At 57.3% G+C, this 23,589-nt stretch carries 20 protein-coding genes and 1 riboswitch; of the genes, 15 read left to right on the plus strand and 5 right to left on the minus strand.

Annotation, left to right across the window (positions count from 1 at the left end; translation table 11 throughout):
- Positions 1–83: 83 nt before the first annotated feature.
- Positions 84–539: an acyltransferase gene (locus HF679_RS16970; protein WP_123757727.1), complete on the plus strand. Its 456-nt coding sequence runs from the start codon at positions 84–86 to the stop codon at positions 537–539.
- 46 nt (positions 540–585) lie between these two features.
- Here HF679_RS16970 and pgi read toward each other — a convergent pair whose 3' ends face one another.
- On the minus strand, positions 586–2,235 hold the full coding sequence (gene pgi, locus HF679_RS16975; protein ID WP_123757726.1) for a glucose-6-phosphate isomerase: 1,650 nt from the start codon (positions 2,233–2,235) through the stop codon (positions 586–588).
- Between the two features lie 474 nt (positions 2,236–2,709).
- A riboswitch (Lysine riboswitch) is annotated at positions 2,710–2,942 on the plus strand.
- 172 nt (positions 2,943–3,114) lie between these two features.
- Here pgi and lysC point away from each other — a divergent pair.
- From lysC to HF679_RS16990, 3 genes are all read left to right on the plus strand, one after another.
- On the plus strand, positions 3,115–4,464 hold the full coding sequence (gene lysC, locus HF679_RS16980; RefSeq protein ID WP_123757725.1) for a lysine-sensitive aspartokinase 3: 1,350 nt from the start codon (positions 3,115–3,117) through the stop codon (positions 4,462–4,464).
- A 167-nt stretch (positions 4,465–4,631) separates the two neighbouring features.
- Complete coding sequence (gene panS, locus HF679_RS16985) at positions 4,632–5,561, plus strand: ketopantoate/pantoate/pantothenate transporter PanS (protein ID WP_123757724.1); 930 nt, start codon at positions 4,632–4,634, stop codon at positions 5,559–5,561.
- Between the two features lie 89 nt (positions 5,562–5,650).
- Positions 5,651–5,923: a DUF3811 domain-containing protein gene (locus tag HF679_RS16990; protein ID WP_123757723.1), complete on the plus strand. Its 273-nt coding sequence runs from the start codon at positions 5,651–5,653 to the stop codon at positions 5,921–5,923.
- Here the strand turns inward: HF679_RS16990 and rluF are convergent.
- Positions 5,920–6,795 (minus strand): 23S rRNA pseudouridine(2604) synthase RluF, encoded by an 876-nt coding sequence (gene rluF / locus HF679_RS16995; protein WP_123757722.1) that lies wholly within the window; start codon positions 6,793–6,795, stop codon positions 5,920–5,922. The genes HF679_RS16990 and rluF overlap by 4 nt on opposite strands.
- Positions 6,796–7,351: 556 nt before the next feature.
- Here rluF and HF679_RS17000 point away from each other — a divergent pair.
- The 9 genes from HF679_RS17000 to pepE all read left to right on the plus strand — a co-directional run bounded on the left by HF679_RS17000 (position 7,352) and on the right by pepE (position 14,719).
- Positions 7,352–8,305: a sugar-binding transcriptional regulator gene (locus tag HF679_RS17000; protein WP_154145171.1), complete on the plus strand. Its 954-nt coding sequence runs from the start codon at positions 7,352–7,354 to the stop codon at positions 8,303–8,305.
- Positions 8,306–8,374: 69 nt separating this feature from the next.
- Positions 8,375–9,178: an SDR family oxidoreductase gene (locus HF679_RS17005; protein ID WP_123757967.1), complete on the plus strand. Its 804-nt coding sequence runs from the start codon at positions 8,375–8,377 to the stop codon at positions 9,176–9,178.
- A 9-nt stretch (positions 9,179–9,187) separates the two neighbouring features.
- Positions 9,188–9,595: a mannose/fructose/sorbose PTS transporter subunit IIA gene (locus HF679_RS17010; protein WP_187042244.1), complete on the plus strand. Its 408-nt coding sequence runs from the start codon at positions 9,188–9,190 to the stop codon at positions 9,593–9,595.
- Positions 9,595–10,089, plus strand: coding sequence for a mannose/fructose/sorbose PTS transporter subunit IIB (locus tag HF679_RS17015; RefSeq protein ID WP_123757720.1), 495 nt, complete (start codon positions 9,595–9,597; stop codon positions 10,087–10,089). Before HF679_RS17010 ends, HF679_RS17015 begins: the two co-directional genes overlap by 1 nt.
- A gap of 89 nt (positions 10,090–10,178) precedes the next feature.
- A complete protein-coding gene (locus HF679_RS17020; RefSeq protein ID WP_123757719.1) occupies positions 10,179–10,976 on the plus strand; it encodes a PTS mannose/fructose/sorbose transporter subunit IIC in 798 nt (265 codons plus the stop codon).
- Positions 10,977–10,987: 11 nt separating this feature from the next.
- The gene (locus HF679_RS17025) at positions 10,988–11,812 is read left to right on the plus strand and encodes a PTS system mannose/fructose/sorbose family transporter subunit IID (protein ID WP_123757718.1); all 825 of its coding nucleotides are present in this window, start codon (positions 10,988–10,990) and stop codon (positions 11,810–11,812) included.
- 51 nt (positions 11,813–11,863) lie between these two features.
- Positions 11,864–13,093 carry an L-sorbose 1-phosphate reductase gene (sorE, locus tag HF679_RS17030; RefSeq protein WP_123757717.1) on the plus strand — a complete coding sequence of 410 codons (1,230 nt, stop codon included), beginning with the start codon at positions 11,864–11,866 and terminating at the stop codon, positions 13,091–13,093.
- On the plus strand, positions 13,086–13,898 hold the full coding sequence (locus HF679_RS17035; protein ID WP_154145168.1) for a shikimate 5-dehydrogenase: 813 nt from the start codon (positions 13,086–13,088) through the stop codon (positions 13,896–13,898). Before sorE ends, HF679_RS17035 begins: the two co-directional genes overlap by 8 nt.
- A 131-nt stretch (positions 13,899–14,029) precedes the next feature.
- Positions 14,030–14,719 (plus strand): dipeptidase PepE, encoded by a 690-nt coding sequence (gene pepE, locus HF679_RS17040; RefSeq protein WP_123757715.1) that lies wholly within the window; start codon positions 14,030–14,032, stop codon positions 14,717–14,719.
- 61 nt (positions 14,720–14,780) lie between these two features.
- On the opposite strand, the gene HF679_RS17045 is transcribed toward pepE, so the two are convergent.
- Positions 14,781–16,412, minus strand: a complete 1,632-nt coding sequence (locus HF679_RS17045; RefSeq protein WP_123757714.1) for a Na/Pi cotransporter family protein — start codon at positions 16,410–16,412, stop codon at positions 14,781–14,783.
- 227 nt (positions 16,413–16,639) lie between these two features.
- A complete protein-coding gene (metH, locus tag HF679_RS17050; RefSeq protein ID WP_123757713.1) occupies positions 16,640–20,323 on the minus strand; it encodes a methionine synthase in 3,684 nt (1,227 codons plus the stop codon).
- A 194-nt stretch (positions 20,324–20,517) separates the two neighbouring features.
- On the opposite strand from metH, the gene iclR reads away from it, so the two are divergent.
- Entirely contained in the window at positions 20,518–21,345 is an 828-nt protein-coding gene (iclR, locus tag HF679_RS17055; RefSeq protein ID WP_123757712.1) for a glyoxylate bypass operon transcriptional repressor IclR, read from the plus strand.
- Positions 21,346–21,355: 10 nt separating this feature from the next.
- Complete coding sequence (locus tag HF679_RS17060; protein ID WP_123757966.1) at positions 21,356–21,775, plus strand: ASCH domain-containing protein; 420 nt, start codon at positions 21,356–21,358, stop codon at positions 21,773–21,775.
- A 30-nt stretch (positions 21,776–21,805) separates the two neighbouring features.
- On the opposite strand, the gene aceK is transcribed toward HF679_RS17060, so the two are convergent.
- A complete protein-coding gene (aceK, locus tag HF679_RS17065) occupies positions 21,806–23,548 on the minus strand; it encodes a bifunctional isocitrate dehydrogenase kinase/phosphatase (protein WP_187042245.1) in 1,743 nt (580 codons plus the stop codon).
- Positions 23,549–23,589 lie beyond the last annotated feature (41 nt).

Below are 23,589 nucleotides of genomic sequence, written 5' to 3' on the forward strand. Positions count from 1 at the left end.
ACACAGGAACGCGACCATGCTGACAATCGATTCCCTCCAGCAGAGCACTGACATCTTCTGGCTAAACCACTCTGAGAGGCGCTATGCACACCCTTCGTGAAACCGGCATCCGCAACGTCACCAGCGGCGAGAACGTGACTATCTACCAGCCCGCCAACCTCTATGACTGCGAACTGGGCGACAACGTCTTTGTCGGCCCGTTCGTCGAAATTCAGGGCCATACGCGCATCGGCGCCGACAGCAAAATCCAGTCCCATACCTTTATCTGCGAGTACGTGACGATCGGTGAACGGTGCTTTATCGGCCACGGCGTGATGTTTGCCAACGATATGTTTCGCGACGGGCATCCCGACGCTAACCGGGAAAATTGGGGGCGTATTACCATCGGCAACGATGTCGCTATCGGCAGCGGCGCGGCGATTCTGGCGGTCAGTATTTGTGACGGAGCGGTGATAGGTGCGGGGAGCGTGGTGACAAAATCCATCACCGAAAAAGGGGTGTGGGCGGGTAATCCGGCAAAGCTGCTGCGGAAGCTATAACAAAAATGCCGGCCACGTGGGCCGGCATGGAGATCCGTTGTCGCTATTAGGCGCGCCAGGATTTGTAACGGTTGATCAGGCCATTGGTGGAGCTGTCGTGGCTGCTGATTGCGTCATCTGCTTTCAGCTCTGGCAGGATACGGTTAGCCAGCTGTTTACCCAGCTCAACGCCCCACTGGTCAAAGGTGAAGATGTTCAGAATCGCACCCTGAGTGAAGATCTTGTGCTCATACAGCGCAATCAACGCGCCCAGGCTGAACGGCGTGATTTCACGCAGCAGGATGGAGTTCGTCGGGCGGTTGCCTTCAAACACTTTGAACGGCACCACGTGATCGAGGGTCGCCGGATCTTTACCCTGGTCGCGGTATTCCTGCTCAACCACCTCACGGGATTTACCGAACGCCAGCGCTTCGGTCTGCGCGAAGAAGTTAGACAGCAGCTTCGGATGATGATCGGAAAGCGGGTTGTGGGTAATGGCCGGGGCGATGAAATCGCACGGTACCATTTTGGTGCCCTGGTGGATCAGCTGGTAGAACGCGTGCTGGCCGTTGGTACCCGGCTCACCCCAGATAATCGGGCCAGTCTGGTAATCCACGGCGTTGCCGTTACGGTCAACGTATTTGCCGTTGGATTCCATGTTGCCCTGCTGGAAGTAGGCGGCAAAGCGGTGCATATACTGGTCATACGGCAGAATCGCTTCGGTCTCTGCACCGAAGAAGTTGTTGTACCAGATACCGATCAGCGCCAGCAGCACCGGCAGGTTTTTCTCTGGAGCCGTGGTGGAGAAGTGCTTATCCATGGCGTGCGCACCGGACAGCAGCTCAACGAAGTTATCGAAGCCCACGGAAAGGATGATGGACAGACCAATCGCTGACCACAGTGAGTAGCGACCGCCAACCCAATCCCAGAATTCAAACATGTTGGCGGTGTCGATCCCGAACTCGCCTACCGCTTTGCCGTTAGTCGACAGCGCCGCGAAGTGTTTCGCCACGTGTTTTTCATCACCGGCAGTGCTCAGGAACCAGTCGCGCGCGCTGTGGGCATTGGTCATGGTTTCCTGGGTGGTGAAGGTTTTAGAAGCCACCAGGAACAGCGTGGTTTCCGGGTTCACGCCTTTCAGCACTTCCGCAATGTGGGTGCCATCGACGTTGGACACAAAGTGCATGTTCAGGTGGTTTTTGTACGGACGCAGCGCTTCGGTCACCATGAACGGGCCGAGGTCGGAGCCGCCGATGCCGATGTTCACGACGTCGGTGATCGCTTTACCGGTATAGCCTTTCCAGCTGCCGGAGATAATGGCTTCGGAGAAGGTTTTCATCTTCTCCAGCACCGCGTTCACTTCCGGCATCACATCTTTGCCATCAACAATGATCGGAGTATTGCTACGGTTACGCAGCGCGACGTGCAGCACCGCACGGTCTTCAGTACGGTTGATTTTCTCGCCAGAGAACATGGATTTGATGGCGCCCGCCAGATCGGTCTCTTTGGCCAGATCCTGCAGCTTCGCCAGCGTCTCTTCGGTGATGCGGTTTTTGGAAAAATCCACCAGCATCAAATCGTCGAACGTCGCGGAAAACTTAGAGAAACGATCGCTATCCTGGGCGAAAAGCTCGCTGATAGTGACGTCTTTCATTGCATCAAAATGGGTCTGTAATGCCTGCCAGGCAGCGGTCTGCGTTGGGTTGATGTTTTTCATTAGCAATACTCTTCTGATTTGAGAATTTTGACTGCGATCGATTGTAGCGCCGGCGGCAAAAAATTGTGATGATTTTTGTGTTATGCCGATGATCTGCGCCATGAACAGGGTTAAATTGCGGTAAAAAGCCTCTACCAGTATATACCCGTCATACTTCAAGTTGCCTGGGTGTTGGCTGCATCCGTTCACCCCAGTCACTTACTTGAGTAAGCTCCTGGGGATTTACGGCCTTGCCGCCTACAAGCAACTCGAATTATTTTGGGTATAGCCATCATAAGGCTTTTTTCTGTTAATCACCGGTGCATGAAAAATCCGCATAACCACAACGTTGACATACCTGCTCTGAAGCCTTTATATAGCTGCACAGCCTGCATCATTGCAGGTATGTATTGCTCGCGCATTTCACGCTACAGCGAAAGGGTATTGCGGGGGGAGCCATCACTGGCGTTCCCGGCAAAGTGAAAGACGTCGGTAATTGCCAGAAGAGGTGCGTTGCCCAGGTAACCGTATTGGAGGAACCAGTCCGGGGAAAATACGTGAGGGGGAGCAACGCCGAGGTGAAAAAGCGTCTGGTACGCTGCTCGCCGGCCACAGGGGCTGAATCCCCTGGGTTGTCACCAGAAACGTTCGCAGTCGGGCGTTTCATACTCAGGAACTAACGCAACGCGTTGGGGAACGGGTCTACAAGGTGGAGCACTTCTGGGTGACATCGTAGCTGTCTTTTGCTCTGCGCCCACCCTGTTTATCGCTCTTCCCTTGTGCCATGGCTGAATAATTTGGCCTGGCTTATTAAGACATTTTATTACTGTAAGTTTGAGTCCAGCCCAAACCCACTCAGGAATCGTTTTAATAAGTCAGGCCCCCTGACACGAGGTTGTTATGACAGATTTAGTTGTAGCCAAATTCGGCGGCACCAGCGTTGCCGATTTCGATGCTATGAATCGCAGCGTTGACGTTGCGCGACTCGATGAAAACACGGGCGTAGTGGTGTTGTCTGCCTCTGCGGGCGTGACTAATCTCCTGGTAGCGTTGGCTGAAGGGCTGGAACCCACCGCGCGTTTTGAAAAGCTCGATTCCCTGCGCCAGATCCAATCCAACATTCTGGAACGCCTACGCTATCCCAATGTGATTCGCGAAGAGATTGAGCGCCTGCTGGAAAATATCACCAGCCTGGCGGAAGCCGCCGCGCTGGCAAGTTCCACCGCTCTGACCGATGAGCTGGTGAGCCATGGCGAACTGATGTCTACCCTGCTGTTTGTCGAAATCCTCCGCGAGCGTGGAATTGCCGCGCAGTGGTTCGACGTGCGTAAAATTATGCGTACCAACGATCGCTTTGGTCGCGCCGAGCCGGATATTGCCGCCCTCGCCGAACTGACCCAGCTGCAGCTGACTCCGCGTCTGGCAGAAGGCCTGGTGGTCACCCAGGGCTTTATCGGGAGCGAAGCGAAAGGCCGGACCACGACGCTGGGCCGCGGTGGCAGCGACTATACCGCCGCCCTGCTGGGCGAAGCGCTGAACGCCAGCCGCGTTGATATCTGGACCGATGTCCCGGGCATCTACACCACCGACCCGCGCGTTGCGCCAGCAGCCAAACGGATTGACGTTATCGCCTTTGCCGAAGCGGCCGAGATGGCCACCTTCGGCGCAAAAGTACTCCACCCTGCCACGCTGTTGCCTGCGGTACGCAGCGATATTCCGGTCTTTGTCGGCTCCAGCAAAGAGCCCACCGCCGGCGGTACGCTAGTGTGCAATAAAACCGAAAACCCGCCGCTGTTCCGGGCGCTGGCCCTGCGTCGTCGCCAGACGCTGCTGACGCTGCACAGCCTGAATATGCTGCACTCTCGCGGCTTCCTCGCGGAAGTGTTCGGGATCCTCGCGCGCCACAACATCTCCGTGGATCTGATCACCACGTCTGAAGTGAGCATTGCGCTGACCATGGATACCACCGGCTCAACGTCCGCTACCGATACCCTGTTAACCCAGGCGCTGCTGACCGAACTCTCCTCCCTGTGCCGGGTGGAAGTCGAGCAGGATCTGGCGCTGGTGGCGTTGATCGGCAACGATCTTTCCCGTGCCTGCGGCGTGGGCAAAGAGGTCTTTGGCGTGCTCGAGCCGTTCAATATCCGTATGATTTGCTACGGCGCATCCAGCCATAACCTCTGCTTCCTGGTCCCTGGCGCCGATGCCGAGAAAGTCGTGCAGAAGCTGCATCATAATTTGTTTGAATAATATTCCTTAGCACGATAAATATTACCTATAGCCGGGCTCGCACCCGGCTTTTTTATAACTATATCAACACAACATCCCTCATCGTTCAGGCTGCTGGCCGACGTGGCGCCCACGCAGGCACCACAGACGCGCGCCTGGCATGAGGAGTCAATCGCAAGGAAAACAACATGCTCGCTATTCTGACGAGGCTGTTCCCGCTCTGGGCGCTGCTGCTCTCCGTTCTGGCCTATTACACCCCATCAACCTTTACGCCCATCGGTCCCTGGGTGACGACGCTGCTGATGCTCATTATGTTCGGGATGGGGGTACACCTGAAGCTCGACGACTTTAAGCGCGTGCTGTCACGTCCGGCGCCGGTTGCCGCCGGGATCTTTCTGCATTATCTGGTGATGCCGCTCGCGGCCTGGGCTCTGGCGCTGCTGTTCCATATGCCGCCGGAACTCTCTGCTGGCATGGTGCTGGTCGGCAGCGTCGCCAGCGGGACGGCTTCGAACGTGATGATCTACCTGGCAAAAGGTGATGTGGCGCTGTCGGTCACCATCTCGTCCGTCTCGACGCTGGTCGGGGTGGTTGCCACTCCGCTGTTAACGCGGCTGTACGTGGATGCCCATATTCAGGTGGATGTGATGGGGATGCTGTTGAGCATTCTGCAAATCGTGGTGATCCCGATTGCGCTGGGGCTGGTCATTCACCATACGCTGCCAAAAGTGGTGCGTGCGGTTGAGCCTTTCCTGCCCGCCTTCTCGATGGTCTGCATTCTGGCGATTATCAGCGCCGTGGTTGCCGGTTCCGCTTCCCATATCGCCTCTGTCGGTCTGGTGGTGATTGTGGCGGTGATCCTGCATAACGCCATCGGCCTGCTTGGCGGCTACTGGGGTGGACGGCTGTTTGGCTTTGACGAGTCAACCTGCCGCACGCTGGCGATTGAAGTGGGGATGCAGAACTCCGGTCTGGCTGCCGCGCTGGGCAAAATCTACTTCGGCCCGCTTGCCGCACTGCCTGGGGCGCTGTTCTCGGTCTGGCACAATCTGTCCGGTTCCCTGCTGGCGGGCTACTGGTCCGGAAAACCCACCGCTAAATCAGAGCGTAAACGCTAAGTCGCGGTGACGCGGGAGACGGATCAACGCGCTGTCCGTCGGCCCGCGATTGCCGTACACTGAATTATCGGCTGACTGAGGGTTCTACTATGGCACTTCCCCGCATTACGCAACAAGATATGACCGAACGCGAGCAGCGTGAGCTAAAAACGCTGCTGGACCGGGCGAGAATTGCGCACGGTCGCCTGCTGACTAACGCGGAAACCAACGCCGTCAAAAAAGAGTACATCGATAAGCTGATGGTGCTGCGTGAAGCTGAAGCGAAAAAGGCCCGCCAGTTGAAGAAAAAGCAGGCCTACAAACCCGATAGCGATGCCTCGTTCTCGTGGTCGGCGAACACGCCGACCCGCGGCAGACGTTAACGCCCTTTCTTCTTACGCCCCGGCTGAGTAAAACGTTTACCGTTTGATGCCGGGCGCCCTTTCTCGTTACTTTTCTCCGCCTTGACCACCGGACGTTTGATCCCGGCCGTTTTCGGTTTGGCTTTCGGCTTCGCCTTTGGTTGCGCCTCGGACGATGAGTTCTCAATCAGCTTAAACAGCGCCACCAGCTCATCATCCGTCAGATCACGCCACTCACCCAGCGGCAGTCCCGACAGCCCGATATTCATAATGCGCGTACGCTCAAGTTTCGTGACTTCATAGCCAAAGTGCTCGCACATCCGACGAATCTGACGGTTCAGCCCCTGCACCAGGGTAATGCGGAACACGAACGGCGCTTCCTTTTTGACTTTACACTTCTTCGTCACCGTCCCGAGGATCGGCACGCCGGCCCCCATGCCGCGAATAAAGTCGTCGGTGACCGGCTTATCGACCGTTACCAGGTACTCTTTTTCATGATCGTTACCGGCACGCAGGATCTTATTCACCAGATCGCCGTGGTTGGTGAGGAAGATCAGCCCCTGGGAGTCTTTGTCCAGGCGGCCGATAGGAAAGACGCGCTTGCTGTGATTGACGAAGTCGACGATGTTGTCGCGCTCGCTGTCTTCCGTCGTGCTGACAATACCGATCGGCTTATTTAAGGCGATGAACACCAGATCTTCGGCCTCGCGCGGTTCGATCAGTTGACCGTTGACCTTCACGACGTCGCCAGGATTGACCTGATCGCCGATGGTCGCTCGCTTGCCATTGATGAAAACATTGCCTTGCTCAATGTAGCGATCCGCCTCACGGCGCGAGCAGATGCCGCTTTCACTGATGTATTTATTAAGTCGGGTTGATGAGTCGGGCAGCATAACGTCTCCTGAGACACTTTATCCTTCAAGTTGTCACTGTGTTGGCTCCGCCCACTCATTCCACATAGATTACTATGCTGCCGGAGTGCGCTCTCTTGCCGCCTTGATAAAACTTGAATGCTTTGATGTATATACCCTAAATAATTCGAGTTGCAGGACCACAACGCTTGCGCTGGCCCCGTAGGGACAGCCAACACACATGCAACTTAAAGTATGGCGGGTATAAAACGTGGAATATACCTCAACCTGCGGACAATCAAAAACAGTCACGTCCGCATCGGGCAGCGATAAATGTGATCTCCCACCTCTTTCTACACAAAAGTGTCCATTCACAGACCGTGCAACTTTGCCTGGTGAATATAAGCAGAATCAATCCATTAGCGCATCACGCACAAACGTGCCATCTCCTTAGGGGCTGACGATCAAATGTGCAAAACAAACCACCGCCTCATCCTAATGAAATGGTGGAAAATTTCTTTGTAGTCGGCCTGTGATGGGGTTATATCAGATCAAGAGAGCAAGAATGTCGTTTGCACAAATGTGCAGGAGCCCAAAGATGGCGATCGAAAACAGCGATGATATCCGCTTAATAGTAAAAGTTGCCCAACTCTATTACGAGCAGGACATGACCCAGGCGCAGATTGCCCGCGAGCTGGGGATTTACCGCACCACCATCAGCCGCCTGCTGAAGCGTGGTCGCGAGCAGGGTATTGTCACCATCGCCATCAACTACGACTACAACGAAAACCTGTGGTTAGAGCAGCAGCTGAAGCAGAAATTCGGTCTTAAAGAAGCCGTGGTAGCCTCATGCAGCTCGTTACAGGAAGAGGACCAGCTCAGCACCATCGGCCAGCACGGCGCACAGCTGGTGGATCGCCTGCTTGAACCCGGCGATATCATCGGTTTTTCCTGGGGACGAGCGGTACGGGCGCTGGTGGAAACCTTGCCTCAGGCAAGCCAGTCGCGGCAGGTTATCTGCGTGCCGATCATCGGCGGCCCTTCGGGAAAACTGGAAAGCCAGTACCATGTGAACACGCTGACCTATGGCGCCGCCGCCCGGCTGAAAGCCGAATCGCACCTGGCTGACTTCCCGGCGCTGCTGGAGAACACCCTGATCCGCAACGGCATTATGCAGTCTCAGCACTTTAAAACGATTTCATCCTACTGGGAGAACCTCGACGTGGCCCTGGTCGGGATTGGTTCCCCGGCGATCCGCGATGGCGCCAACTGGCACGCCTTTTACGGCAGCGAAGAGAGCGATGACCTTAACGCGCGCCAGGTCGCCGGCGATATTTGTTCGCGCTTTTACGATATCAACGGCAACGCCGTTGAGACCACGATGAATGAAAAAACGTTATCCATCGATATTGCCCGATTAAAACAGGTACGTTATTCCGTAGGTATTGCCATCGGAGAAGAAAAATACACGGGTATTATTGGTGCATTACGCGGTGGCTATATTAACTGTCTGGTGACTAATCGAGAAACTGCAGAGCAATTACTGAAATAAAAAGCCGTTTTCTGTTAACGCAGCTGACGCTGCGTGGGTTCCCTTTACCTGAAAAATGAGATGACTATTATGCAAACCTGGCTAAATCTGAAAGATAAAATCATTATTGTGACCGGTGGCGCCTCAGGCATTGGCCTGGCGATCGTTGAAGAATTATTAAATCTCGGCGCCAATGTCCAGATGACCGATATTCACGGCGGTGACAAATATCAAAACAGCGATCGTTACACATTCTGGCCAACGGATATTTCCAGCGCCAGCGAAGTCAACCACAGCGTCGCGCAAATTATCCAGCAATACGGACGCATCGATGGTCTGGTGAATAATGCCGGGGTGAACTTCCCGCGCCTGCTGGTCGATGAAAAAGCGCCGGAAGGCCGCTATGAGTTAAACGAAAGCGCCTTTGAGAAAATGGTCAACATCAACCAGAAAGGGGTCTTTCTGATGTCGCAGGCGGTGGCGCGGCAGATGGTGAAGCAGCGTGAAGGCGTGATTGTTAACGTCTCTTCGGAAAGCGGGCTGGAAGGCTCGGAGGGCCAGAGCTGTTATGCCGCGACCAAAGCGGCGCTGAATAGCTTCACCCGTTCATGGTCCAAAGAGCTGGGCAAACACGGCATCCGCGTGGTCGGCGTGGCGCCGGGGATCCTTGAAAAGACCGGGCTGCGCACGCCGGAGTACGAAGAAGCGCTGGCCTGGACGCGCAACATCACCGTCGAGCAACTGCGGGCGGGCTACAGCAAGAATGCGATTCCCATTGGCCGCTCCGGTCGTCTGAGCGAGGTTGCCGACTACGTCTGCTATCTGCTGTCAGAGCGGGCAAGCTATATCACCGGAGTAACCACTAACATTGCTGGCGGAAAAACCCGCGGTTAAGGAGTCGAAATGGTGAATGTTATTTTCTGCGCACATGGTCAGCTGGCCGGCGCCATGCTCGATTCGGTCCGTATGGTCTATGGCGACGTTGAGGTCAGCGCCGTGGAATTTGTCCCGGGAGAAAACGCCGGGGATATCGCCGCAAAGCTGGAAAAGTTAGTGAGCACTCACAACGATAGCGAGTGGCTGATTGCCGTTGATTTGCAGTGCGGCAGCCCGTGGAATGCCGCCGCCGGACTGGCAATGAGCAACCCGCGACTGCGGGTCATCAGCGGCCTTTCGTTACCGCTGGCGCTGGAACTGGTGGATAACCAGCACAGCATGAGCGCAGAAGCATTATGCGACCACCTGACCGCCATCGCCAGCCAGTGCTGCGTGGTCTGGCGGCAGCCGGAAACCATTGAGGAGGATTTTTGATGAATATTACGCTCGCCCGCATCGATGACCGCCTGATCCACGGTCAGGTGACCACCGTCTGGTCTAAAGTGGCTAACGCCCAGCGCATTATTATCTGCAACGACGAGGTGTATAACGATGAAGTGCGGCGCACTTTACTGCGCCAGGCCGCCCCGCCGGGAATGAAGGTCAACGTCGTGAACCTGGAAAAGGCGGTCGCCGTCTATCACAACCCGCAATATCAAAACGAGACCGTTTTTTATCTCTTTACCAATCCGCAGGATGCATTAACGATGGTCAGGCAAGGCGTGAATATTGCCACCCTGAATATTGGCGGAATGGCCTGGCGGCCGGGTAAAACACAATTAACCAAAGCGGTATCATTAGACCAAAGTGATATTACTGCGTTTCGTGAACTGGATAAACTGGGCGTTAAACTGGATTTACGCGTGGTGGCATCGGATCCATCCGTCAATATTCTCGACAAAATAACTGAGCAGTCCATTACAGAATAAAAAAGCGCCTGTATTAATACCATCGTTCGCACGATGCCATATTAATGCCGTAACAGGCAGGGATTAATATACCCGCAAGGTGACATATAATGGAAATTAGTACCCTACAAATAATCGCCATATTTATTTTTTCCTGTATTGCCGGCATGGGCAGCGTACTGGATGAATTCCAGACTCACCGCCCGTTAATTGCCTGTACCGTTATCGGGTTAATTCTCGGTGATTTAAAAACCGGGATTATGCTCGGCGGCACGCTGGAGCTGATCGCCCTCGGCTGGATGAACGTCGGCGCCGCACAATCGCCGGACTCCGCGCTGGCCAGCATTATCTCCGCCATTCTGGTTATCGTCGGTCATCAAAGCATTGCCACCGGTATCGCCATCGCGCTGCCGGTTGCGGCGGCAGGCCAGGTATTAACCGTTTTCGCCCGCACCATCACCGTCGTCTTTCAGCATGCGGCGGACAAAGCGGCAGAAGAAGCCCGCTTTCGCACCATTGATATGTTGCACGTCTCGGCGCTGGGCGTACAGGCGCTGCGCGTCGCTATCCCGGCGCTGGTGGTCTCGATGTTTGTCAGCGCCGACATGGTCAGCAACATGCTTAACGCCATCCCGGAATTTGTCACCCGCGGTCTGCAAATCGCCGGCGGTTTTATTGTGGTGGTGGGCTACGCCATGGTCCTGCGCATGATGGGCGTGAAGTATCTGATGCCTTTCTTTTTCCTCGGTTTCCTGGCGGGAGGTTACCTCAACTTCAGCCTGCTGGCCTTTGGCGGCGTGGGGGTCATCATCGCGCTGATTTACATCCAGCTGAACCCGCAATGGCGCAAGGCCGAGCCGCAACAGGCTGCCACCTCTTCCACCGCCCTTGACCAACTTGACGATTGATGGAGCCCACAATGGAACCGAAAAAACTGACACAAGGCGACCTGGTGAGCATATTTCTGCGCTCCAACCTGCAGCAGGCCTCCTTCAACTTCGAACGTATTCATGGCCTCGGGTTCTGCTACGACATGATCCCGGCGATCAAACGCCTGTATCCGCTAAAAGAGGATCAGGTGGCGGCGCTGAAACGTCATCTGGTGTTCTTCAACACCACTCCCGCCGTCTGTGGCCCGGTGCTGGGCGTGACGGCGGCCATGGAGGAAGCACGCGCCAACGGGGCGGCCATCGACGATGGGGCCATTAACGGCATCAAAGTTGGCCTGATGGGGCCGCTGGCCGGGGTCGGCGATCCGCTGGTCTGGGGGACGCTACGCCCGATTACCGCGGCGCTCGGCGCATCGCTGGCGCTCTCCGGCAACCTGCTGGGACCTTTGCTGTTCTTCTTTATTTTCAACGCAGTACGCCTGGCTATGAAATGGTATGGCCTGCAGCTCGGCTTCCGTAAAGGGGTCAATATCGTCAGCGATATGGGCGGTAACCTGCTGCAAAAACTGACCGAAGGGGCGTCGATTCTGGGCCTGTTCGTCATGGGGGTGCTGGTCACGAAATGGACCACCATCAACGTGCCGTTGGTGGTATCGAAAACGCCGGGCGCCGACGGCACCACCGTCACCATGACCGTGCAGAACATCCTCGATCAGCTCTGCCCTGGCCTGCTGGCGCTGGGTCTGACGCTGCTGATGGTGCGCCTGCTCAACAAAAAAGTGAATCCGGTATGGCTGATCTTCGCCCTGTTCGGGCTGGGAATTGTCGGCAACGCGCTGGGCTTCTTGTCCTGATTTTTCTGCCCCGGCCACGGCGGGGCCACTGTGCTAACTATGAGGTGGTTTATGCAAACAACAGCTCTTCGACTGTACGGCAAGCGCGACCTGCGCCTGGAAACCTTCGAACTCCCGGCCATGCAGGACGACGAAATCCTCGCCCGGGTGGTAACCGACAGCCTGTGCCTTTCTTCCTGGAAAGAGGCCAATCAGGGGGAAAACCATAAGAAAGTCCCGGACGATGTGGCGGTCAATCCCATCATCATCGGTCATGAGTTCTGCGGCGAAATTCTCGCGGTCGGCAAAAAATGGCAGCACAAGTTTCAGGCCGGTCAGCGCTACGTGATTCAGGCCAATCTGCAGCTGCCGGATCGCCCCGATTGCCCCGGCTACTCTTTCCCGTGGATCGGTGGTGAAGCCACGCACGTGGTGATCCCTGACGAGGTGATGACGCAAGATTGCCTGCTCACCTGGGAGGGCGATAGCTGGTTTGAAGGCTCGCTGGTCGAGCCGCTCTCCTGCGTGATCGGCGCGTTCAATGCCAACTATCATCTGCAGGAAGGCACCTATAACCACACCATGGGGATCCGGCCGCAGGGGCGCACGCTGATCCTCGGCGGTACCGGTCCAATGGGGCTGCTGGCGATCGACTATGCACTGCACGGGCCGGTGAACCCGTCGCTGCTGGTGGTGACCGATACCAATAAGCCGAAGCTGAGCTATGCCCGCCAGCACTATCCGTCGGAGCCGCAAACGCTGATCCACTACCTTGACGGGCACGATGCCGGGCGTGAGACGCTGATGGCGCTGACCGGCGGCCATGGCTTTGACGATATTTTCGTGTTCGTGCCCAACGAGCAGCTGATTACCATGGCCTCTTCGCTGCTGGCCCCTGACGGCTGCCTGAACTTCTTTGCCGGTCCGCAGGATAAGCAGTTCAGCGCGCCGATCAACTTTTACGATGTGCACTACGCCTTCACCCATTATGTCGGCACCTCCGGCGGGAATACCGATGATATGCGGGCCGCCGTCGCCCTGATGCAGGCGAAAAAAGTCCAGGCCGCCAAAGTGGTGACCCATATTCTTGGGCTTAATGCAGCGGGTGATACGACCCTCGATTTACCCGCCGTCGGCGGCGGTAAAAAGCTGGTGTACACCGAAAAATCGCTGCCTCTGACGCCCCTTGGCCAGATTGCCGATCCGCAACTGGCGGCCATTATGGAGCGCCACCATGGGATCTGGTCTGCGGAAGCGGAACAGTACCTGTTAGCCCACGCACCGGACATTGCTCATGATTAATCGTGATACCCAACTCTGTATGTCGCTGGCCGGTCGCCCGGGTAATTTCGGCACGCGCTTTCACAACTATCTGTATCAAAAACTGGGTCTGAACTATCTCTACAAGGCCTTTACGACGCAGGATATTGCCGCCGCGGTGGCCGGCGTGCGGGCGCTGGGCATTCGCGGCTGCGCGGTATCGATGCCGTTTAAAGAGAGCTGCATGCCCTTTCTCGACGCCATCGATCCTTCCGCCGCGGTCATTGATTCGGTGAACACCATCGTCAACGACAACGGCAGGCTGACCGGCCTTAATACCGACTATATTGCGGTGAAAAGCCTGATCGACAGCCACCAGCTGGATAACGCCGCCGCCGTGATGATTCAGGGCAGCGGCGGCATGGGGAAAGCGGTGATCGCCGCCTTCCGCGATGCCGGTTTTCGCAACGTGGTGATCGCCGCTCGCAACCGTGACAACGGCCTGGCGCTCGCCAGACAGTACGGTTTTCAGTGGCAGCCCCAACCGGAAGGGATCGCCACCGATATCCTGGTCAACGTCACGCCGCTCGGCATGGCGGGCGGGGCGCACAGCGACGCCCTGGCGTTCAGCCGGACGATGGTCGCCCAGGCCAGCGTGGTGTTTGATGTGGTGGCCCTGCCCGTAGAAACGCCGCTGATTCGCCTGGCGCAGCAGCTGGATAAACACATCATCAGCGGAGCGGAAGTGATCGCACTGCAGGCGGTGGAGCAGTTTGCGCTGTATACCGGCGTGCGCCCGGATGCTGACCTCGTCAGAGAAGCCGCGGCATTCGCCCGGGCGGAGTAACAACGCGACGCGCCAGGGAGGGCGCAATTCCTGTCGCGACCTTGCAACATCGTGAGCCATATCAGCGAGCGAACGGGCAAGCGGTGGTAGGATCCGCAGCCAATGCTATCACCTGGCTACATGGAGAAAAGATGGAACTGCTGTTATTAAGTAACTCGTCGCTACCTGGTAAAGCATGGCTGGAACACGCGCTGCCCGTGATTAGCGGCCAGCTCAATGGACGCCGTTCGGCGGTGTTTATCCCCTTCGCCGGGGTGACGCAAACCTGGGATGACTATACGGCCAAAACCGCCGCGGTACTCGCCCCGCTCGGTATCAAAGTCACCGGCATTCATAGCGTCGCCGACCCGGTGGCCGCCATCAACGCTGCCGAACTGGTGATTGTCGGCGGCGGCAATACCTTTCAGCTGCTGAAGGAGTGCCGTGAACGCGGGCTTCTGGCCCCTATTGTTGATGTGGTGACGCGCGGCGCGCTGTATATCGGCTGGAGCGCCGGCGCGAATCTCGCCTGTCCGACCATCCGCACCACCAACGATATGCCGATCGTTGACCCGCAAGGTTTTGCTGCGCTGGGGCTGTTCCCGCTGCAAATTAACCCGCACTTTACCAATGCGCTGCCGGAAGGCCATAAAGGTGAAACCCGTGAACAGCGGATCCGTGAGCTGCTGGTCGTGGCGCCGGAGCTGACGGTGATCGGCTTGCCGGAAGGCAACTGGATTCAGGTGACGCAAGGACACGCCACCCTCGGCGGCCCGAACCCTACGCTGGTGTTCAGGGCCGGTGAAGAGGCGGTGACGCTCGAGGCAGGTCACCGCTTTTAAGACCGGTTCCCGGCTGGCGTATGCACGTCAGCCGGGCTACAGGCCCGCCGCTAACCCGGGCTTAATACTCATCCCGCTCATCGTCTTCATCCGGCTGTTCCATCACGCTATACGCCACGGAACAGAACAACGAGTTCAGACGTTTCATATCGCCCAGTAAGCCCAAATGCAGCGAACTGGTCTCAATGCTCTGCACGTTCTGCTGGTGCAGACGATCGACGTGCGCATGCGAGTAACGGCGGTTGAGGATCCGGAAACGGTGCTTGTTGCGGCGCAGACGGCGGGCGCTCGGCACGTCGCTGGAGAAAAAGACCGACATCGCCAGCTGTAAGTTGCTGAGCAGCTGATCGTACAGGCCGTCCAGCTCTTTCAGCCCTTCGACGGAAAAAGCGCGCCGCGCCGCCAGAGATTTATCGGCGATTTCGCTGCCCATGCGTTCGACGATATCGGAGGCCTGCTCGAGGTTCAGCGCCATTTCGATGATTTCCGCCCAGCGCCGGGATTCCTCTTCCGCCAGCTCATCTTTCGGCATCCGCGCCAGATACAGCTTGATCGCGGTATAGAGCACGTTGATGTCATCAGCCAGACGACGCAGCTCCTTCTCCTCTCGCGGTTCACCGTGCATCACCTTGTGCAACCCCTCCAGCATCTGCTCCATGGCATCACCAATACGCAGGGTCTCACGCGCGGCATTGGCTAACGCCAGCGTCGGCGTATCCAGCGCCGAGGTATCCAGGTGCTTCGGTTTAAGATGCGGGTCAAGCTCAGGGTCTTCGTGGATCAGGCGCTTACACAGCCGGGCCATCGGTTCAGCAAACGGTACCATCGCCACGCAGCGGATCAGGTTGTAGAAGACGTGGAAGTAGATAACCAGCTCCGCTTCCGGCAGCGGCATCCGGTGCATCACATCGGCCAGCACATGGACAAACGGCAGGATAATCAGGCTGCCCACCAGCTTAAACAACAGGCTACCGAGCGCCACGCGCCGCGCGGAGGCATTGGCGGCGCTGTTGTTGATCATCGCCAGAATCCCCGAACCGAGGTTGGCGCCAATCACCAGACACAGCGCCACCGGGAACGAAATCACGCCGGTTGAGGTCAGGGTAGCCGTTAACAGCACCGCCGCCAGGCTGGAGTAACTGATAATGGCAAACATCGCGCCGATCAGCGCATCCAGCATGATATCGCCGGTCAATGAGGCGAAAATCACCTGTACGCCGTTGGCCTGCGTAATGGGGTGAACCGCCTGCACGATCAGTTCCAGCGCTAATAAAATCAGCCCCAGACCGATACCCACTCGCCCGAGCTGCCCGGCGCGGGTTTGTTTGCGGCCAAGAAAGAAAATCACCCCGATAAAAATCAGCAGCGGTGACAGCCAGGAGAGGTCGAAGGTCAGCACCCTCGCCATCAGCGCGGTACCGACATCGGCCCCGAGGACAATCACCAGCGCCGGCGTCAGCGCCACCAGATCCTGGGCCACGAACGAGGTCACCAGCATAGTGGTGGCGTTACTGCTCTGTACCAGCGCCGTGACGCCAATACCCGCACAGAAGGCGAGCGGCTTTTTCTCGACGCTGCTACTCAGCACGGAGCGCAGGCGCGCACCAAATACGCGCATCACGCCGGTACGAACGATATGCGTCCCCCAAACCAGTAGGGCGACGGCAGACAGCAGGTGCAGCAGAGTTAACACGGATTCTTATTCTCCTTACTTACCCGACGGATAAATACCGCTAGCCCGCCAGGAATTCCCCCGGCAGTACTCAACCGGGCTATATCGTCCAGAACGCTTACCGTTGATGACGGCAGGTGCTGAACCAATACCCAGTATAAGGGTTTAGCAGCAATAAAGAGACAGGGCGCGATTGACGCGCCCTGTAAGTTGTAAGGTGAGATGACAGATTTGTGACCGGCCGCGATCTAGTCCGCGTCGTACCCGAGGTTTGGCGCCAGCCAGCGCTCAACTTCGGCCGGGGTCATCCCTTTACGCCGGGCATAATCCTCCACCTGATCGCGCTGAATTTGCGCCACCGCATAGTACTTGCTGTCCGGATGACTGAAATACCAGCCGGAAACCGAGGCACCTGGCCACATGGCAAATGACTCGGTAAGCTTCATGCCGGTCTGGGCTTCAACATCCAGCAGTTCCCAGATAACGGCTTTTTCGGTGTGTTCCGGGCAGGCCGGATAACCCGGTGCCGGGCGAATCCCCTGGTAGTTTTCGCGGATCAGCTCCTCATTGCTGAGGTTCTCATTCGCCGCATAGCCCCAGTAGACTTTACGCACCCGCTCATGCAGATATTCCGCAAAGGCTTCCGCCAGACGGTCGGCAATGGCTTTCACCATGATCTTGTTGTAATCATCGTGCTGCGCATCAAACGCTTCCGCCAGCGCGTCTTCTTCCAGCCCGCCGGTGACCGCAAAGGCGCCGATGTAGTCCGCTTTACCGCTCAGTTTCGGGGCGACAAAGTCGGCGAGGCAGTAGTTGGCAAAGCCCACTTTTTCCGTCTGCTGACGCAGATGGTGGCTGACCGTCAGGACGTGGGTGCGGGTTTCATCGCGATAGATTTCGATATCGTCGCCCACGCGGTTGGCCGGGAATAGTCCCACTACGCCACGCGGGTTAAGCTGCTTCCCGGCGCTCAGCATATCCAGCATCTCGTTGGCATCGTTGAACAGCCGCTGCGCCTCTTCGCCCACCACGTCATCTTCAAGGATGCGCGGATATTTCCCGGCCAGCGACCAGGTCATAAAGAACGGCGTCCAGTCGATGTAGTTACGCAGGGTTTCGATGCTGGCTTCTACGCTCTGCACGCCCAGACGGTGAACCACCGGCGGCGTATAGTTTTCCCAGTCAAAGGCCAGATCGTTATCCCGGGCAACAGCCAGCGTCACCGGCGGCGTGCGCGGTTTTTTACGGGCGTGTTGAATACGCACGGTGTCGTATTCTTTACGGGTGCGCGCGACGAACTCATCGTGTTGGGTCTCCGAGAGCAGCGAAGCCACCACCCCCACGGTGCGCGAGGCGTTCTGCACGTACACCGTCGGGCCGCTGTAGTTCTGCTCGATTTTGACCGCCGTATGCGCTTTCGAGGTCGTGGCGCCACCAATCAGCAGTGGAATGGTAAAGCCCTGGCGTTCCATCTCTTTCGCCACGTTGACCATTTCATCCAGCGACGGGGTAATCAGCCCCGAGAGGCCAATCAGGTCGGCATTCACTTCGCGGGCGGTTTTGAGGATTTTATCCGCCGGCACCATCACGCCAAGATCGATAATTTCGTAGTTATTACACTGCAGCACCACGCCAACGATATTTTTACCGATGTCATGGACGTCGCCTTTGACGGTGGCAATCACCATCTTGCCGTTGCTGGAGCCTTTTTCCTTGCTGGCTTCGATATACGGCTCCAGATAGGCGACCGCCTGTTTCATGACGCGGGCCGATTTCACCACCTGCGGCAGGAACATTTTGCCCTCGCCGAACAGGTCGCCGACCACGTTCATGCCGTCCATCAGCGGGCCTTCAATCACCTCAATCGGGCGAGCAGACTGCTGACGCGCCTCTTCGGTGTCCAGTTCGATAAACTCGGTAATCCCTTTCACCAGCGAGTATTCAAGGCGCTTTTTCACGTCCCAGCTGCGCCATTCCGCCTGTTGGGCGTTGGCAGAGTCATCGGTTTTACTGCCGCGGTATTTTTCCGCCAGCTCCAGCAGGCGATCGGTGCCCTCGGCGTGACGATTGAGGATCACGTCTTCTACGGCATCGCGCAGCTCGGCCGGGAGATCGTCATAAATCGCCAGCTGCCCGGCGTTAACAATCCCCATATCCATGCCGTTGCGAATGGCGTAGTAGAGGAACACCGCGTGAATCGCTTCGCGCACCGGATCGTTGCCACGGAATGAGAACGAGACGTTAGAGACGCCGCCAGAAATCAGCGCGTGCGGCAGCTCGCGTTTAATGTCTTCGCAGGCACCGATAAAGTCCTGGGCGTAGTTGTTGTGCTCTTCAATACCGGTGGCGACGGCGAAGATATTGGGGTCAAAAATAATATCTTCCGGTGGGAAGCCCACCTCTTTGGTCAGAATGTTGTACGCCCGGCGGCAAATTTCAATTTTGCGCGCGCGGGTGTCGGCCTGGCCGACTTCGTCAAAGGCCATTACCACGACGGCTGCGCCGTAGCGACGGACCTTTTTCGCATGCGCGACGAAGGCCTCAACCCCCTCTTTCATCGAGATAGAGTTGACGATGCCTTTCCCCTGAATACACTTCAGGCCCTTTTCGATGACGTCCCATTTCGAGGAGTCGATCATAATCGGCACCCGGGCAATATCAGGCTCGCCGGCAATCAGGTTGAGGAAACGCACCATCGCCGCTTCGGCGTCGAGCATCCCCTCATCCATGTTGATATCGATAATCTGCGCGCCGCTTTCCACCTGCTGGCGGGCAACGTCCAGCGCTTCGTTATATTTTTCTTCTTTAATCAGGCGTTTGAACTTGGCAGAACCGGTGACGTTGGTACGTTCGCCGACGTTCACAAACAGGCTGTCATCGCCGATATTGAGCGGTTCCAGGCCTGCCAGGCGACAGGCTACCGGGATCTCCGGCAGCGCGCGCGGCGCCAGGCCCGTCACGGCGCGTGACATGGCGGCGATATGCTCCGGCGTGGTGCCGCAGCAGCCGCCGACGATGTTCAGGAAGCCCGCTTCCGCCCATTCGCGGATCTGGGCCGCCATGGTGTCGGCGTCGAGATCGTATTCCCCAAAGGCGTTTGGCAGCCCGGCGTTCGGGTGCGCGGTAACGTAGCATTCGGCAATGCGCGACAGTTCCTGCACATACTGGCGCAGTTCGTCCGGCCCCAGCGCGCAGTTCAGACCAAAGGTCAGCGCGTCGGCGTGCCGCAGCGAGTTATAAAAAGCTTCGGTGGTTTGCCCGGAGAGCGTACGCCCGGAGGCATCGGTGATGGTGCCGGAGATCATAATGGGCAGATCCACCCCCAGCGCCTCGAACTCTTCTTTCACCGCAAAGATCGCCGCTTTGGCGTTCAGGGTATCGAACACCGTCTCAATCATGATCAGGTCCACGCCGCCTTCCACCAGCGCTTTGGTGGATTCACGGTATGCTTCTACCAGCCCATCAAAGGTGATATTGCGGTAGGCCGGGTCGTTAACGTCCGGGGAGATGGAGGCGGTGCGGTTGGTCGGGCCGAGGACACCAGCGACGTAACGCGGTTTTTCCGGCGTCCGGGCCGTCCACGCATCGGCGCTGGCGCGCGCCAGCTGTGCTGCGGCAAAGTTGATTTCCGCCGACAGGGATTCCATCTGGTAATCCGCCATCGCGATAGTGGTCGAGTTAAAGGTGTTGGTTTCAATGATATCCGCCCCGGCCTCAAAGTAGGCGTCGTGGATATCGGTAATCACCTCCGGCTTGCTGAGTACCAGCAGGTCGTTATTGCCTTTCAGGTCGCAGGGCCAGTCGGCAAAGCGTGCGCCACGGAAATCTTCTTCACTCAGACGATAGCCCTGGATCATGGTGCCCATGCCGCCATCCAGAACCAAAATACGTTTTTTTAACTGCTGATGCAGTTGTTCAACTTTGCTGCTCACACTCGCTCCCGACAACGCTCACCCAGGCCAAAAGGCCAACAAACCATACTGGCATAAACCACCAATGTGGAAAAGAGAGCGACGGGCAATATGAGACATGTTCAGCTTCACTCATCCGATCAGTCTGGTTGTGATTGCAAATTGCGCAAATAAAATGAAAACTATTTCCACGATACAGAAAAAAGGATTCAGCGATGGCTACTCCCGTTCCCGCTAAGCGCGGCAGAAAACCCGCGACGCCCGCCGCCCCACAGGCTGGCGGCCAGGTTCAATCGCTTACTCGCGGATTAAAACTCCTCGAGTGGATTGCTGAATCACACAGCAGCGTCGCATTGACCGAGCTGGCCCAGCAGGCCGGTCTGCCCAACTCCACGACCCATCGCCTGTTGACGACCATGCAGCAGCTGGGCTTCGTGCGCCAGGTCGGTGACCTGGGCCACTGGTCGGTGGGCGCGCATGCCTTTATCGTCGGCAGCAGCTTTCTGCAAAGCCGCAACCTGCTGGCGATCGTCCACCCGATTCTGCGCCAGCTGATGGAAGATTCCGGTGAAACGGTCAACCTGGCCGTCCTGGATCAAAGCGACCACCAGGCGATTATTATCGACCAGGTTCAGTGTACGCAGCTGATGCGAATGTCCGCGCCGATTGGCGGAAAGCTACCGATGCACGCCTCCGGGGCGGGGAAAGCGTTTTTGTCCCAGCTCAGCGAAGAGCAGGTCACCGGCCTGCTACACCGCAAAGGCCTGCACGCCTATACCCACGCGACGCTGGTTTCGCCGGTCCATCTGAAAGAGGATCTGGCCCAGACGCGCAAGCGCGGCTATTCGTTTGATGATGAAGAGCATGCCCTCGGTTTACGCTGCGTCGCCTCCTGTATTTATGACGAACACCGGGAGCCGTTTGCCGCCATCTCTATCTCCGGCCCGATTTCCCGTATGACTGACGATCGGGTCACCGAACTGGGTGCGCTGGTGATTAAAGCGGCCAAAGAGGTGACGCTGGCATATGGTGGGGTTCGCTAACATGAACGATCTGAAATCCCTCTGGCAACAGCGGTATCCCGATGCATTTTGCTGGTCATTCGGCGACTCCCCCGCGCTGGCCGATGAGCTGGTGGCTCTGGTTATCGCCGGGAAAAAACGCGGCACCTGCGGCTCTCTTGCCAGCTATCGTCAGGAGAACCCGCCCGTCACCCCTGGCGCCTACCACATTGTGCTCAACGGAGCCGGCGAACCGGCCTGCGTCATCCGTACTCTGGTCCTCCGAATCATTCGCTTTAATGAGATGACGGCGGAGCTCGCCGCGCGGGAAGGTGAAGGCGATTTGAGTCTGGCCTACTGGCAGCAGGGCCATCAGGCGTTCTTCGAGCGTGAAGGGACCTGGTCACCGGAGATGGAGCTGATTTATGAAGAGTTCGCGCTGATCGAGGTTGCCGACGTGCGCTTGTCCTGAGCCGCGAACCCGCGGCTTCCGATAACGTTTTTATCCCGCCTGCTGCATCGCGCCGTAGCGCACGCAAAAGCGCTGACGGCGGCGATAGGCATAGACATCTTCCACATGGCCGTTGCGAATGCGCGTCTGCAGCGCCCGCCAGTAATCCGCCCGCAGCAGGTCGGCGTGCATTTCTTCCAGCAACGGTCCGATACGCGGGTCCGCGCACAGCCAGTGGCGAAACTCTTCCGGAAAAACATCCCCGGCAGAAACGCTGTACCACGGTTCGCTCGCCAGCTCGTCTTCCGGGTAGCGCGGCGGCGGTATTTCGCGGAAATTCACCTCGGTCATGTAGCAAATTTCATCGTAATCGTAAAACACCACCCGCCCATGGCGGGTCACGCCGAAGTTTTTAAACAGCATATCGCCGGGAAAAATATTCGCCGCGGCAAGCTGGCGGATCGCGTTGCCATACTCCTCCACCGCATCGCGCAGCGCCTGGCCGCTCACCTGCTCCAGCCAGATGTTCAGCGGCACCATGCGGCGTTCAATATAGAGATGGCTGATGGCAATCCGGTCGCCAAGATCGGTGATTTTCGCCCCGGCTTCGGCCTGCAATAACGCCATCAGCGCTGGAGCAATTTGCCGTTTTTCCAGCACGAAGTTTTCAAACTCCTGGGTATCGGCCATACGTCCGACGCGGTCATGCTCTTTCACCAACTGATAGCAGGCGCGCACGTGGGCGGCGGTCATCTCCTTTTGCGGCGCAAAGCGGTCTTTAATGACTTTAAAAACCCGATCGAAGCCCGGCAGGGTAAACACCAGCATCACCATCCCACGGATCCCCGGCGCCTCAATAAACTGCTCATTGCTGCGGCCGATGTAGTAGAGATATTCCCGATAGCTTTCGGTCTTCGCATGCTTCTGGCAGCCAATGGCCATATACAGCTCAGCGGTCGTTTTACCGGGCAGAATATCGCGCAACCACTCGACCAGCGCTCCGGGCAGCGGGGCGTAGACCATGAAATAGGAGCGGGCGAAGCCAAAGACAATACTGGCTTCGGCGTGGGTAGTCAGACAGGTATCAATAAACAGTTCACCTTCATCGCTGCGATGGACAGGCAACAAAAAGGGCAAGGTTGCGACCGGGGTGATCAGCTTCCCAACCAGCCAGGCCGCTTTATTACGATAAAAAAGCTCGTTCGCCACCTGCAGATGGCTGCGGGAGAGCATCTCACTGCCCAGCGCCTCCTGCAAAGACGCGCTAATGTAGCCGATGTCGCGCGCCTTGTTTTGCCACGGTAAACGCAGAGGCAGGTCGGTGAGAACTTTGTTGAGCAGCGTCTCCCAGCCGCGATCGGGGGAAAAACTTTTTGCCAGCGGACGGGGAAGCGCCCGACCGCTGCGCGCAGGCTGCGAACTGAAAATAAACAGCCGCTCGGGGGTCAGCGAGCGGTGGTCGAACAGTCGACAATGGACAGAATTAAAAAAGCTTTCGGCAATTTCAAAACGCGGGTAGTCCGGCAGCAAACGGGTGTACTGCTCTTTCACCCGCAGCAAAAAATCCACATCGGTGCTTTTGCCTTCGGTGATACAGCGCAGCTGCTCCACCACCAGGCCAACGTGATGATCGTAAAGGTGAATACGTTGCTTCATGGCCTGCTGAACCGCATGCCAGTCAGCATCCTCAAAGCGCTGCTGCGCGCCAGAAGTGACTTCCAGGAAACGCCCGTACTGCGCGTCAAAACCTTGCAAAATCGTTTGTGCAATCAGTAATTCCAGGCCACGCGTCATAGCTTCCCCCTCACCCCAAACCCTCTCCCCCACAGGGAGAG

The organism is Enterobacter sp. JUb54, assembly GCF_014298075.1.
Lineage (GTDB): Bacteria > Pseudomonadota > Gammaproteobacteria > Enterobacterales > Enterobacteriaceae > Klebsiella > Klebsiella lignicola.

Excerpts from the sequence above, each read along its gene's own strand:
- HF679_RS16970 (WP_123757727.1), top strand. The coding sequence starts at position 84 with ATGCACACCCTTCGTGAAACCGGCATCCGCAACGTCACCAGCGGCGAG.
- pgi (WP_123757726.1), bottom strand. The coding sequence starts at position 2,235 with ATGAAAAACATCAACCCAACGCAGACCGCTGCCTGGCAGGCATTACAG.
- lysC (WP_123757725.1), top strand. The coding sequence starts at position 3,115 with ATGACAGATTTAGTTGTAGCCAAATTCGGCGGCACCAGCGTTGCCGAT.
- panS (WP_123757724.1), top strand. The coding sequence starts at position 4,632 with ATGCTCGCTATTCTGACGAGGCTGTTCCCGCTCTGGGCGCTGCTGCTC.
- HF679_RS16990 (WP_123757723.1), top strand. The coding sequence starts at position 5,651 with ATGGCACTTCCCCGCATTACGCAACAAGATATGACCGAACGCGAGCAG.
- rluF (WP_123757722.1), bottom strand. The coding sequence starts at position 6,795 with ATGCTGCCCGACTCATCAACCCGACTTAATAAATACATCAGTGAAAGC.
- HF679_RS17000 (WP_154145171.1), top strand. The coding sequence starts at position 7,352 with ATGGCGATCGAAAACAGCGATGATATCCGCTTAATAGTAAAAGTTGCC.
- HF679_RS17005 (WP_123757967.1), top strand. The coding sequence starts at position 8,375 with ATGCAAACCTGGCTAAATCTGAAAGATAAAATCATTATTGTGACCGGT.
- HF679_RS17010 (WP_187042244.1), top strand. The coding sequence starts at position 9,188 with ATGGTGAATGTTATTTTCTGCGCACATGGTCAGCTGGCCGGCGCCATG.
- HF679_RS17015 (WP_123757720.1), top strand. The coding sequence starts at position 9,595 with ATGAATATTACGCTCGCCCGCATCGATGACCGCCTGATCCACGGTCAG.
- HF679_RS17020 (WP_123757719.1), top strand. The coding sequence starts at position 10,179 with ATGGAAATTAGTACCCTACAAATAATCGCCATATTTATTTTTTCCTGT.
- HF679_RS17025 (WP_123757718.1), top strand. The coding sequence starts at position 10,988 with ATGGAACCGAAAAAACTGACACAAGGCGACCTGGTGAGCATATTTCTG.
- sorE (WP_123757717.1), top strand. The coding sequence starts at position 11,864 with ATGCAAACAACAGCTCTTCGACTGTACGGCAAGCGCGACCTGCGCCTG.
- HF679_RS17035 (WP_154145168.1), top strand. The coding sequence starts at position 13,086 with ATGATTAATCGTGATACCCAACTCTGTATGTCGCTGGCCGGTCGCCCG.
- pepE (WP_123757715.1), top strand. The coding sequence starts at position 14,030 with ATGGAACTGCTGTTATTAAGTAACTCGTCGCTACCTGGTAAAGCATGG.
- iclR (WP_123757712.1), top strand. The coding sequence starts at position 20,518 with ATGGCTACTCCCGTTCCCGCTAAGCGCGGCAGAAAACCCGCGACGCCC.
- aceK (WP_187042245.1), bottom strand. The coding sequence starts at position 23,548 with ATGACGCGTGGCCTGGAATTACTGATTGCACAAACGATTTTGCAAGGT.